Raw genomic sequence first — 12,348 nt, 5'->3', positions numbered from 1 at the left:
CGGTGAAGCTGATCACCGCGGGGACGGCGGCCTGGCCGGCCGGGGGCGCGCAGCGCCCGCAGGACCGCTGGACGGCCAGACCCGCAAGGGCATGGTTACCAGAACCACGCAGGCCGCAGCCGTCGGCGGCGGTCCGGGAGCGTCCGGGACGTACGCCGCGAAGTACGGCACGCCGACCCGGCCCGCGGAGGCGCCGGGGCCCACCACGGCCTCCGCCCCGGAGCGGTCCGGGGCGTCTCGGCGACGTCGCGCGACTCCTCGAAGGAGACCGAGGAGCCGTGGAGGCCGCGGTCAGTCCCGTACGTCGGCGCAGACCACGTGGGCGCCGACCTCGATCATGCGCTGCTCGCTGCGCGCGTCGGCGACCCGCGCCATGAGGATCGGCGCGTCGCTCGCCGCCAGCTGGGGCAGCCGGGCCCGCACCATGCGGTGCAGGTCGCGCACCACGTCCTCGGCCGCGGACATGTGCACCTTGACGTGGAGCATGATCCCGGGCGCCCCCGAGGCGGTCCGGGCCTCGGAGATCCACACGTGGTGGATGAGCGGGAAGTCGGCGAGGAGCTGGGCGATCGCCACGCGCAGCGCGGGCAGGATCGGATGGGCGCACCGCTTGTAGCCGGGGTCGACCATCTGCATCGGCCCCGACAGATGGGGGCGCGGCGCGGGGATCCAGGGCTGCGCGGAGGCCGCGGGCACCGGGGTGGTCATCGGCCGGGCCGGCGGGAGCGGCCGGCTCGGCGGAGCGGGAGGGCTCGACGAGACAGGGGGGACCGGCGAGGCCAGCGGGCCGACGGGTCCGGCCGAGGCCAGCGGGGCCGCCGAGCTCACCGGACCGGCCGAGCTCACCGCCGAGGCGCGGCTGACCGTCGCCATCGCCCCGGTCGCGTAGGCGGTCGGGGTCGTGCCCGACAGCGCCGGCGCGGGACCGGTGCGGGTGGAGCGCAGGTATCGCAGGAGGTCCTCGATCGGCACGCCGCGGCCGTGGGACCGGCGGCGTCGATCACGATCTCGCGCACGCCGGTGACGCGCTGGATGTCGAGGATGGTGTCGGCGTCGCAGTCCGACAGGGAGTGGCTGCCGCCGTGCCGTGCGTAGGTGCCCGCGGAGGTGTATCCGAGCAGCACCCGGTCACCGGTCTGCGTCGTCCCGAGGACGACGGAGCGATCCGGTCGCACGGCGACGAGGAGCCCCCCCTTCGGCAAGCGCGGCCAGCAGCCGGTGCGGGCCGCCGTGCTGCGCGAGCACATCGCCGAGAGCGGGGTTGCCGATGCTCATATGACGAACGATAGGTAGAGGACCACGGCTTATGAGGGTAATCGTGAAGATTTATCGCAGCAATACCAAGTTGAAGGTTCTGTGCATGAGATTCGGGGAGATTGGGTACCAGTCCCCGTCCGCAGGCCGGAGGTGATCTCCGTCTCGGATCGCGGGACACTCGTGAACACGTTCACAAGCGCCGATAGACTGCGTGAGATCCGGTGCAGCCCTCCCCGTCTCGTAAGGAACCACCAGTGAACAAGCCCGTCGTACTGGTCGCAGAGGAACTCTCCGAGGCCGGTCTCGCGGTCCTGGGCGCGGACTTCGAAGTCCGTCACACCGACGGCGCCGACCGCGCCCAGTTCCTGCCCGCCCTCGCCGACGTGGACGCGCTCATCGTGCGCAGCGCCACCCAGGTGGACGCCGAAGCCATCGCGCACGCGCCCCGGCTCCGCGTCGTCGCCCGCGCGGGCGTCGGCCTGGACAACGTGGACGTGGAGGCCGCGACCAAGGCCGGCGTCATGGTCGTCAACGCGCCGACCTCCAACATCACCAGCGCCGCCGAGCACACCGTCGCGCTGATCCTCGCCTCCGCCCGCAACGTCGCCCAGGCGCACTCCGCGCTCAAGGGCGGCGAGTGGAAGCGCTCGAAGTACACCGGCGTGGAGCTCGACGAGAAGGTCGTGGCGATCCTCGGCCTCGGCAAGATCGGCCAGCTGGTCGCCCAGCGCCTGCAGCCCTTCGGCGTCGAGCTGATCGCCTACGACCCCTACCTGCAGCCGGCCCGCGCCGCGCAGATGGGCGTGCGCCTGGTCTCGCTGGAGGAGGCCCTGCGCGAGGCCGACTTCATCACGGTGCACCTGCCGAAGTCCAAGGAGACGATCGGCCTCATCGGTGACAAGGAGCTGCACCTGGTCAAGCCGTCCGTCCGCCTGATCAACGTGGCCCGCGGCGGCATCATCGACGAGGGCGCCCTGTACTCCGCGATCAAGGAGGGCCGGGTCGCCGGCGCCGGCATCGACGTGTTCCCCAAGGAGCCCGTCACCGACAGCCCGCTGTTCGAGCTGGACCAGGTCGTCGTCACCCCGCACCTGGGCGCCTCCACCCACGAGGCCCAGGAGAAGGCCGGCACCCAGGTCGCCCGGAGCGTCAAGCTGGCTCTGGCCGGCGAGTTCGTGCCGGACGCGGTCAACGTCCAGGGCGGCGCCGTCGCCGAGGACGTCAAGCCGGGCCTGCCGCTGGCCGAGAAGCTGGGCCGCGTGTTCACCGCTCTGGCCGGCGAGGTCGCCACCAGGCTCGACGTCGAGGTCCGCGGCGAGATCGCCGCCCAGGACGTCCGGGTGCTGGAGCTGGCCGCACTCAAGGGCGTCTTCACCGACGTGGTCGAGGACTCCGTCACCTACGTCAACGCCCCGCTGCTGGCCAAGGACCGCGGCGTGACGGTGGAGCTGGTCACCAGCTCCGAGAGCCCCGACTGGCGCAACGTGGTGACCGTCCGCGGCGTCCTGGCCGACGGCCGCACGGTCTCGGTCTCGGGCACCCTGTCCGGTCCGCGGCAGATCACGAAGATCGTCGAGGTCAACGGCTACCAGATCGAGATCGAGCCGACCGACCACCTGTCGTTCTTCACCTACTCCGACCGCCCCGGCGTCGTCGGCGTCGTCGGCCGCATCCTGGGCGACCACGGCATCAACATCGCCTCCATGCAGGTGGCCCGGCACGCCAAGGGCGGCAAGGCGCTCATCGCGCTGACCGTCGACACCGCGATCCCGGCCGACGTCGTCGAGCAGATCGTCGCCGAGATCGGCGCCGAGGGCGGCCGCTCGGTCGACCTGGCCGACTAGCGGCCCCGCCCGCCGCGACCGGCGGGCGGTACCCGCGGCGACGCTCTCCGAGACGGCCGCCGTCCCTCAGTCGAGGGGCGGCGGCCGTCTCAGCATGTGGGAAGTCCATACAGCGGGCGAGACGGCACCGCGATGACCAGGTAATCTGGAATGAAATGCGCCAGGTTCTCACCATCCTTACCTGCCGCGGCGGGGCCTGAAGGGCAGGCCGGCGACCCGCCGCGGTGCGGTGGCGCCTCGCCGGCTGTGAGCCCCTCGTCGCCGGTCCGTGATCCGGACCCGCGACCCCAGGCCCGGTCCGGGGCCGCGATCGGCACCTCCGGACCCCTCCCCCTGGTCCCGTGCTGCTTTCCGTACGACCGAATGAGAGTCGCCATGTACGACATGTATCCCTGGAACCGTCCCGAGGACGCCAAGGAGGAGGCCGCCGAGGCCCTCCAGGCGGCGCTGGACCGCCGCGACAACGGCGGTGCGCCGAACCGCTAGCCCGATCTGTCCGAGACGCCCGAAGTGTCCAACCCGTGAGACCGGTGTCCGACCACCGGGACGGACCGGTAAGGTTCCAGCATGGATTCGCGTAACATCCGCCTGGCGGTCATCCCGGGTGACGGGATCGGGACCGAAGTCGTCACCGAAGGTCTGAAGGTCCTCGAAGCGGTCGGGGCGAAGGTGGAGACCACCACCTACGATCTCGGCGCCAAGCGCTACCACGAGACCGGTGAGACCCTCCCGGACACGGTCCTGGACGAGCTGCGCGGATACGACGCGATCCTGCTCGGCGCGATCGGCGACCCCAGCGTGCCTCCGGGGATCCTGGAGCGCGAGCTGCTGCTCCGGCTCCGCTTCGACCTCGACCACTACGTCAACCTCCGCCCGGTCAAGCTCTTCCCCGGGGTGGAGACCCCGCTCGGCGAGGCCCGCCCCGAGGACATCGACATGATCGTCGTGCGGGAGGGCACCGAGGGGCTGTACGCCGGGGCCGGCGGCGTGCTGCGCCGCGGCACCCCGCACGAGATCGCCACCCAGGAGTCGGTGAACACCGCCCACGGGGTCGAGCGCGTGGTCCGCTACGCCTTCGACAAGGCGCTCTCCCGCCCCCGCAAGAAGCTGACGCTGGTCCACAAGACCAACGTGCTGACCTACGCGGGCGACCTGTGGGCCCGCACCGTCGACCGTGTCAGCCTGGAGTACCCCGACGTCGAGACCGACTACTGCCACATCGACGCGGCCTCGATGTTCTTCGTCAGCCAGCCGCAGCGGTTCGACGTGATCGTCACCGACAACCTCTTCGGCGACATCATCACCGACATCGGCGCGGCGATCGCCGGCGGCATCGGCCTGGCGGCCAGCGGCAACATCAACCCCGAGCGCACCGCGCCGAGCATGTTCGAGCCGGTCCACGGCAGCGCCCCCGACATCGCCGGGCAGAGCAAGGCCGACCCCACCGCCACGATCCTGTCGGTCGCCATGCTCCTGGACCACCTGGGCCTGGCCGAGGAGTCCGCCCGGGTCGAGCAGGCCGTCGCCGACGACCTGGTCGAGCGGCTGACCGGCTGGAGCGGCCGGACCACCCAGGAGATCGGCGACGACATCACCGCCCGAGTAGCCGGCTGAGGAAGCCGCCCACCTCGATCCCAGACGCGCCCGGCGGCTCCCAGCGAGCCGCCGGGCGCGTCTTCGCGTCTCCGGACCCCTTCGCCGGTCCCGCCTCCTGCCGATCACCGGCCGGAATGCAGTAGTTTCCCGTTACCCGGTCCGTCGCAGAATGGACTAAAGGGTAGACCCGCCACAAAGAGAAGGATCTCCGTCATGACCACCGCTCAGAAGCTCAGCTTCGATGTGCAGCTCTCCGACCACGCGCGCACCGCGGCAGAGCGTGAGCGGGTAATGGAGAGTCCCGGGTTCGGTCAGGTCTTCACCGACCACATGATCTCGATCGACTACACCGAGGGCGAGGGCTGGCACGACGCCCGGCTCACGCCGTACGGCCCGCTGACCTTGGACCCGGCGACCTCGGTCTTCCACTACGCCCAGGAGCTCTTCGAGGGCCTCAAGGCCTACCGGCAGCCGAGCGGCGGCGCGATCGTCTCCTTCCGGCCGTACGCCAACGCGGCCCGCTTCAACACCTCCGCGCTGCGCATGGCCATGCCCGAGCTGCCCGAGGAGACGTTCGTCGAGTCGCTGGAACTGCTCGTCCAGACCGACCGGGAGTGGGTGCCGACGACCGAGGGGCACAGCCTCTACCTGCGGCCCTTCATGATCGCCACGCAGCCCGCACTCGGCGTGAACTATCCGTCGAGGAACTACAGGTTCATGGTGATCGCCTCCCCGGCCGCCGCCTACTTCGGCGCCAGCAAGGCGGTCTCGGTCTGGCTCTCCACGGAGTACACCCGCGCGGCCCCGGGCGCACCGGCTTCGCCAAGTGCGGCGGCAACTACGCGGCGGCCTTCGTGGCCCAGCGCCAGGCCGTCGAGCAGGGCTGCGACCAGGTGGTCTGGCTGGACGCGAACGAGCACCGCTACGTCGAGGAGATGGGCGGGATGAACCTGTTCTTCGTCTACGGCGACCGCCTGCTCACCCCGGCGCTCACCGGCACGCTGCTGCCGGGCATCACCCGCGACTCGATCCTGACCCTGGCCGACAGCCTCGGCCTCACCGCCGAGGAGGGCCGCATCTCGATCGAGGAGTGGCAGGCGGGCTGCGAGTCCGGCGAGCTCACCGAGGTCTTCGCCTGCGGCACCGCGGCGGTCGTCACCCCGGTCGGCTCGGTCAAGGGCGCCGACCGCGCCTGGACGGTCGGCGACGGCACCCCCGGCCCGGTCACCCGCCGCGTCCGCGAGGAGCTCACCGGCATCCAGTACGGCACCCGCCCCGACGCGCACGGCTGGGTCCACAAGATCTGCTGACCGGCTCCCCGCCGGCCCGCGGCCGCCCGGATTCCGGCCCGGCCGGTTCCGCGACCGCGGAACCGGCCGGCCCGGAGGCCGGGTGACCGCCGTCAGTGCTTTCGAATCATGGTCAGGCCGTCGGCCATGGGGATCATGATCGAGGTGCTCCGGGGGTCGGCCATGACCAGGTCGTTGAACTCGCGCATCACCTGGGTGGTCTCGTCGCGCTCCTTGGGGTGGGCGACCCGGCCGCCCCACAGGGTGTTGTCGACGAGGATCACCCCGCCCGGGGCCAGGACGGACATCAGGATCTCGTAGTAGGCCGGGTAGCCGGGCTTGTCGGCGTCGATGAAGGCCAGGTCGACGGGCGGGCCGCCGGTCAGCTCGCGCAGCCGTTCGGCGGCCGGGCCGAGCCGGAGCTCGACGCGGTCGGCGACCCCGGCCTTCTCCCAGTAGCGGCGGGCCACCGCGGTCCACTCCTCGCTGGAGTCGAAGCAGGTCAGCCGGCCGCCGGGGGCCAGGCCGCGGGCCAGGCAGACGGAGGAGTAGCCGGTGAAGGTGCCGACCTCCACGGCGTTCCGGGCGCCGGAGATCTGGGCGATCATGGTGAGGAAGCGGCCCTGGTCGGGGGCGATCTGCATGTTCGCCCGCTCGCCCATGAGCTCGCGCGTCTCCAGGGCCAGGGCGTTCAGCAGCTCGTCGGGCCGGGCGGTGTGCGCGAGCAGGTACTGCCCGACGGCCGGTTCGAGATAAGTCGCCTTCATCCGGCCATTCTCGCCGGTCGGAGTCGATCTCCCGGGGCGGGGCCCCTCCCGCGGCGCCGGGCCGTACGTCTCGTATCCCGAGATCAATGTGTCAGATGGTGGCAGCGTATGGCAGACTTCGAGGCATCATGTTCTACGGTCTGCTCATTATCGGCAGGCGCGCTGGCTGAAAAGGGACACCGCCAGCGCGCAGACCTCTCACGTCCGTGAGGGGTCTTTTTGTTTCCCGGAGCCGGACGGGCGCGCGGCGATCATCGCACCGCGAAGGAGATCCTCAATGACCGACGACCGCTTCCACGTCTACGACACCACGCTCCGCGACGGGGCGCAGCAGGAGGGCCTCAACCTGACGGTGGCCGACAAGCTGGCCATCGCGCGGCACCTGGACGGCCTGGGCGTCGGGTTCATCGAGGGCGGCTGGCCCGGAGCGAACCCCAAGGACACCGAGTTCTTCCGGCGGGCTCGGACCGAGCTCGACCTGAAGCACGCGCAGCTCGCCGCGTTCGGCGCGACCCGCCGGGCCGGGGTGAAGGCGGCCGACGACCCGCTGGTCGCCGCACTGCGCGAATCCGGCGCGCCGGTCGTGACCCTCGTCGCCAAGAGTCACGACCGGCACGTGGAGCTGGCCCTGCGCACCACCCTGGAGGAGAACCTCGCGATGATCCGCGACACGGTCTCCCACCTCAGGGCGGAGGGCCAGCGGGTCTTCCTCGACGCCGAGCACTTCTTCGACGGCTACGCCTCCAACCCGGCCTACGCGCTGGAGGTCCTGCGGACCGCCGCGGAGGCGGGCGCGTCGGTGATCGCGCTCTGCGACACCAACGGCGGCATGCTCCCCGACGAGCTCGCCGAGGTCGTCCACGCCGCGGTCGGCACCGGCGCCCGCGTCGGCATCCACTGCCATGACGACACCGGCTGCGCGGTGGCCAACACGCTGGCCGCGGTCAAGGCCGGCGCCACCCACGTGCAGGGCTGCGCCAACGGGTACGGCGAGCGCTCCGGCAACGCCAACCTGTTCACCGTGGTGGCCAACCTCCAGCTCAAGCGGGGCTTCGACCTCGTGCCGCGGGAGGCGCTGGCCGACATGACCCGCATCGCGCACGCGATCACCGAGGTGACCAACGTCACCCCCAACTCCCACGCCCCCTACGTCGGCGTCTCCGCCTTCGCGCACAAGGCCGGGCTGCACGCCAGTGCGATCAAGGTCGACCCCAACCTCTACCAGCACATCGACCCGGCGCAGGTCGGCAACGACATGCGGATGCTCGTCTCCGACATGGCCGGGCGCGCCTCTGTCGAGCTCAAGGGGCGCGAGCTGGGCTACGAGCTGTCGCCCGAGACCTCGCGCGACCTGGTGGACCGGGTCAAGGACCTGGAGTCGCGGGGCTACACCTTCGAGGCGGCCGACGCCTCCTTCGAGCTGCTGCTCCGCGATACCGTGGCGGGCGAGCGGCGCCGGCACTTCGCGGTCGAGTCCTGGCGGGTCATCGTCGAGCGCACGCGCGGCGGCGAGCTGATCAGCGAGGCCACGGTCAAGCTGCACGCCAAGGGCGAGCGGATCGTCGCCACCGGCGAGGGCAACGGCCCGGTCAACGCGCTGGACCGGGCCGTGCGGGCGGGGCTGGAGCGGCTCTACCCGGAGCTGGCCGGGGTCGAGCTGATCGACTTCAAGGTGCGGATCCTGGAGGGCGCGCACGGCACCGACGCGATCACGCGCGTGCTGATCACCTCCAGCGACGCGACCGCCGAGTGGGCGACCGTGGGCGTCGACGAGAACATCATCGAGGCCTCCTGGCAGGCCCTGGAGCAGGCCGTCACGTACGGCCTGCTGCGCGCGGGGCACGAGGCGGGCTGAGGTCCCGGCGGCCGGGAACGAAGCCGGGGATACGGCGCCGCATCCGGCGGGCGGGACCGCGGCGCCCCGTCCCCGGGGGCAGGGTGCCGCGGTCCCGCCGCCGCGTCAGGAGAGGTCCGCGCGACCGGCCTTGAAGGAGGCCGAGCCCTTGGCGGTCTCCAGCTTCACCCGGCCGCCGGAGCAGGAGACCGAGGGCTGGTCGGTGCCGGGCACTACCACGGTCAGCAGCCCGCCCGCGACGGCGGGGGAGACGACGGCGGGGGCGGCCTCCTTCTTCAGGTAGGCGGTGGAGACCCAGCCCTGGTAGGGGCTGCTCGCGCCGCGGACGACCTTCTGGCCGCCGACCGGCGTGCAGGCCGGCATCGCGAGCTGGACCAGCGTCGCCTTCCAGCCCGTCTTGTCCTTGACGACGACCCGGCCGCCCTCGTTGGAGACCACCGACAGGCCCGGGGCGAAGTGCCACAGGCTGCTCACCTTCGAGCCCTTCGGCACCGTGTCGAGCACGGCCATCAGGTCCTCGCCGTGGCCGACCAGGACCGAGCGGGTGCGCGGCACGCCGTACGCCTTGTCGGTGAGGCGGTAGCTCTGCCGGTCCTCGCCGATCGACGACCTGCTCAGGGCGGTGGCGGTCCGGGGGCGGAAGCGGGCGCCGGCCACGACCGGCACGTTGTGCGCCTCGGGCGACATCGTCCAGCGGCGGTAGCCGCTGTTCTCGTAGGAGTGGAAGCCCGCGTCGACCAGGACGTCGCGGCCCTGGGCGTAGTAGGTGACGCCCAGGTGGTCCTCGTGGCCGTGGTACTTGGTGCCCGGACCGAACCGGATGGAGTAGAACGCCGACTCCGGCTTGCCCCAGGCGGTCCGGCCGTAGACGTAGCCGTTGCGGTACACCTTCACGGTCTTCTTGGGGCTGTCGTAGCCGACCGGGCGGACGTCGGCGCCGCCGTCCCCGATCGGCACCATGAAGCCGTTGGGCTGGGTGGAGTGGGCGACGAAGTCCTTGAGCGACTCCCAGCGGCGCTCGATCGACGCGGGAACCTTCCGGCCGCACTCCTTCATGCCGTCCATGGCCACCTTGAGCCGGTCGTGGACGTAGGTCGCGTAGCGGGGCGCCTGCTCGCGCAGCGCACCCTGGGAGTCGACGTCGAGATCCACGGTCTCGGTCAGTCGGCGGATCGCCAAAGAGGACCACTCGTCGCGCTTGTAGCGGCAGCCGATGCCCAGCAGCGCGATGTCCTGGTCGATGCCGTGGTTGTGGCCCTTCTCGTACAGCTTCGGGTCTGACAGCATCGAGGCGTGCTCGGCCAGGCTCCTGGTCAGCCAGGACTCGCCGACGTGCTTGCTCAGGCAGACCAGCGCGGGGGCGCGCAGCGCGATCGGGTGCTCCTGCCAGGCGTACGGGCTGCCCCGCCGCGGCGGGGGTTGTCCGCCACCCAGTCCTTGGCGATCTCGGTGGCGCGGGTCAGGTAGGCCTTGTCCCCGTTGGTCTCGTAGTCGGCGACCAGGCGGCCCATCCAGCGCAGGGAGTGGAAGACCATGCTCCAGGAGCGGTTGCGGTAGGGGTCGGTCCGCCAGTCGACGTCCTTGCCCACCTTCACCGGGGGCAGGCCGAGGAACTCCACCTCCCCGGCCATGATGTCCGGCGACGTCGGGGTCGCGGGCAGCCAGTCGCCCTGGCACTCGGCCGTGCGTTTGACCGCGGCGCCGTCGGCGCCGGCGGTCTGGGCGGTGCCGACCATCGCGCCGCAGGTCAGCAGGAGGGCGGTGGGGAGTACGAGTGCTCGTGTGCGGCGGCGCACGCCAGTTCCTTCCGGGCCGAGTGAAGAGGGCGGATCAAGCTGACCGAATCCCACCAAACCGGTCAAGCGGGGATGCCCTCTTCCAGCACATCGTTAGCAACCAGATGCACGGGAACGGTTTAACGGGCCCCGGCCCAGGTCGGGATCGGGGCGGACGGCCGGCTGCGGCTCCCGCGGTGCGGGCGGTCTCATGTGAGCGCCCGCTCAGCCGGTCACCGCGAGACCCGCACCGTTCGCGTGACCGGGGGGGTCCGGGCCGTCCGGGCCGCTCGGGCCGAAGGCCTCCCGGTAGGCGGTGGGAGGGACGCCCACCTGCCGGCGGAAGTGCGGCCGCAGCGCCACCGCGGAGGCGAAGCCCGACCTGCGGGCCACCTGCTCGACCGGCTCGGCGGTCGTCTCCAGCAGCCGCTGGGCGTGCAGGACGCGCTGGTGGAGCAGCCACTGGGCGGGGGTGGTCCCGGTGGCCCGGCGGAAACGGCGGTCGAAGGTGCGGCGGCTCATCAGCGCCCGGGCGGCGAGGGCGTCCACGCTCAGCTCCCGGTCCAGGTGGCGCAGGGCCCAGTCGAGGGCGTCGCCGAACGGGTCGCCGGTCGCCGGGGCCGGGACGGGGCGGTCGATGTACTGGGCCTGGCCGCCGGCCCGGTGCGGCGGCGTGACGAGGCTCCTGGCGATGGTGTTGGCCACCTGCGTGCCGTACGCGCGGCGGACCAGGTGCAGGCAGAGGTCGATGCCGCCGGTGCTGCCCGCCGAGGTGAGGATGTCCCCCTCGTCCACGTAGAGCACGTCGGGCCGGACCTCGACGCGCGGGTACGCCGAGGCCAGGAGCCCCGTGTAGCGCCAGTGCGTGGTGGCCGGGCGCCCGTCCAGCAGCCCGGTGGCCGCCAGCACGAACGTGCCGAGGCACAGGGAGACGACCGTCGCGCCCCGGCCGTGGGCCCGGCGCAGCGACTCCAGCGCCTCCGGCGACGGCGGTCGGCCGGCGGACGGGTTCCGCCAGGTCGGCACGATCACCAGGTCGGCGTCGTCGACGGCGTCCAGGTCGTACGGCGCGGCGAGGGTCATGCCGGCGTCCGTGCGCACCGGGCCGCCCTCGGCGGCCACCGCCCGGACGTCGAGCTCCGGCATGCCCTCCCGCCGTTCGCCGAAGACCGCGATCGGCACCGACGCCTCGAAGAGGGGGATCTCGTCGAAGAGCAGCACCGCCACCGTCGAGAAACCCGCGACCGGGGGATTCATGGCGGGATCCTATCGACGGATGGCCTCCCGGCCGCTCGCCCGGTTCCGCCCGGCCGGACATGCTGGTCGGCATGAGACTCGCCGACATCACGGTTCCCGACACCGCCGTCTGCCGCGCCGCCCTGGAGACGGCCACGGCCTACTGCTCGCCCTCCCTGCTGAACCACTCGGTCCGGGCCTACCTGTGGGCGGCGGCCTATGCGCAGGCACGCGACATCGCCTTCGACGCCGAGCTGCTGTACGTCTCGTCGATGTTCCACGACATCGGGCTGGTGCCGGAGTTCGACAGCCACACGGTCCCGTTCGAGGAGGCCGGAGGGCACGTCGCGTGGGTCTTCGCCGCGGGTGCGGGCTGGCCGGTCGAGCGCCGCAGGCGCGCCTCGGAGGTGGTCGTGCGGCACATGTGGGCCGAGGTGGACGTCGCCGCCGACCCCGAGGGGCACCTGCTGGAGCTCTCCACCGGCCTGGACATCTCCGGCCGGCGACCGGAGGACTGGCCCGCCGGCCTGCGGGCCGAGGTGCTGGAGCGCCATCCCCGGCTGGAGATCGGCAAGGAGTTCGCCGCCTGCATCAAGGCGCAGGGGGAACGCAAGCCGGAGAGTCTGGCCGGGGAGTTCGTCCGCGGCGGCGTCGTCGGCCGCATCGAGGCCAACCCGCTGGACCGCTGACCGCCCGGCGACCTCCCGGCCCGGCCCCGGCGGGCGCGCG

Annotated in this window: 9 protein-coding genes and 1 pseudogene; 5 read left to right on the top strand and 5 right to left on the bottom strand. The window is 72.1% G+C overall.

The genetic code is table 11. The features are described 5' to 3' along the window. Positions 1–291: 291 nt before the first annotated feature. The gene (locus ACWJ6R_RS07085; RefSeq protein WP_449061413.1) at positions 292–972 is read right to left on the bottom strand and encodes a hypothetical protein; all 681 of its coding nucleotides are present in this window, start codon (positions 970–972) and stop codon (positions 292–294) included. A 539-nt stretch (positions 973–1,511) separates the two neighbouring features. Between ACWJ6R_RS07085 and serA the strand changes: the two genes are divergently transcribed. The 3 genes and pseudogenes from serA (at position 1,512) to ACWJ6R_RS07070 (ending at position 6,007) form a co-directional block, all read left to right on the top strand. Next, on the top strand, positions 1,512–3,101 hold the full coding sequence (gene serA, locus ACWJ6R_RS07080; protein WP_449061412.1) for a phosphoglycerate dehydrogenase: 1,590 nt from the start codon (positions 1,512–1,514) through the stop codon (positions 3,099–3,101). A 567-nt stretch (positions 3,102–3,668) separates the two neighbouring features. Beyond that, the gene (locus ACWJ6R_RS07075; RefSeq protein ID WP_449061411.1) at positions 3,669–4,715 is read left to right on the top strand and encodes a 3-isopropylmalate dehydrogenase; all 1,047 of its coding nucleotides are present in this window, start codon (positions 3,669–3,671) and stop codon (positions 4,713–4,715) included. Between the two features lie 195 nt (positions 4,716–4,910). Continuing rightward, positions 4,911–6,007, top strand: a pseudogene (locus tag ACWJ6R_RS07070) (branched-chain amino acid aminotransferase). A gap of 92 nt (positions 6,008–6,099) precedes the next feature. Here ACWJ6R_RS07070 and ACWJ6R_RS07065 read toward each other — a convergent pair. Next, entirely contained in the window at positions 6,100–6,753 is a 654-nt protein-coding gene (locus ACWJ6R_RS07065) for an O-methyltransferase (RefSeq protein WP_449061410.1), read from the bottom strand. A 277-nt stretch (positions 6,754–7,030) separates the two neighbouring features. Between ACWJ6R_RS07065 and cimA the strand changes: the two genes are divergently transcribed. Further along, positions 7,031–8,608: a citramalate synthase gene (gene cimA, locus ACWJ6R_RS07060; protein ID WP_449061409.1), complete on the top strand. Its 1,578-nt coding sequence runs from the start codon at positions 7,031–7,033 to the stop codon at positions 8,606–8,608. A 105-nt stretch (positions 8,609–8,713) separates the two neighbouring features. Here the strand turns inward: cimA and ACWJ6R_RS07055 are convergent, their stop codons facing one another. From ACWJ6R_RS07055 to ACWJ6R_RS07045, 3 genes are all read right to left on the bottom strand, one after another. Beyond that, positions 8,714–9,895: a heparinase II/III domain-containing protein gene (locus ACWJ6R_RS07055; protein WP_449061408.1), complete on the bottom strand. Its 1,182-nt coding sequence runs from the start codon at positions 9,893–9,895 to the stop codon at positions 8,714–8,716. A 53-nt stretch (positions 9,896–9,948) separates the two neighbouring features. Beyond that, positions 9,949–10,404, bottom strand: a complete 456-nt coding sequence (locus ACWJ6R_RS07050; RefSeq protein ID WP_449061407.1) for a heparinase II/III family protein — start codon at positions 10,402–10,404, stop codon at positions 9,949–9,951. Positions 10,405–10,608: 204 nt separating this feature from the next. Then, complete coding sequence (locus ACWJ6R_RS07045) at positions 10,609–11,640, bottom strand: helix-turn-helix domain-containing protein (protein WP_449061406.1); 1,032 nt, start codon at positions 11,638–11,640, stop codon at positions 10,609–10,611. Positions 11,641–11,711: 71 nt separating this feature from the next. Here ACWJ6R_RS07045 and ACWJ6R_RS07040 point away from each other — a divergent pair, with 71 nt between their 5' ends. After that, positions 11,712–12,308, top strand: a complete 597-nt coding sequence (locus ACWJ6R_RS07040; protein ID WP_449061405.1) for an HD domain-containing protein — start codon at positions 11,712–11,714, stop codon at positions 12,306–12,308. The last annotated feature ends 40 nt before the right edge of the window (positions 12,309–12,348 follow it).

The organism is Planomonospora algeriensis (assembly GCF_977012225.1).
This window is presented reverse-complemented; position numbering and strand designations above follow the sequence as displayed.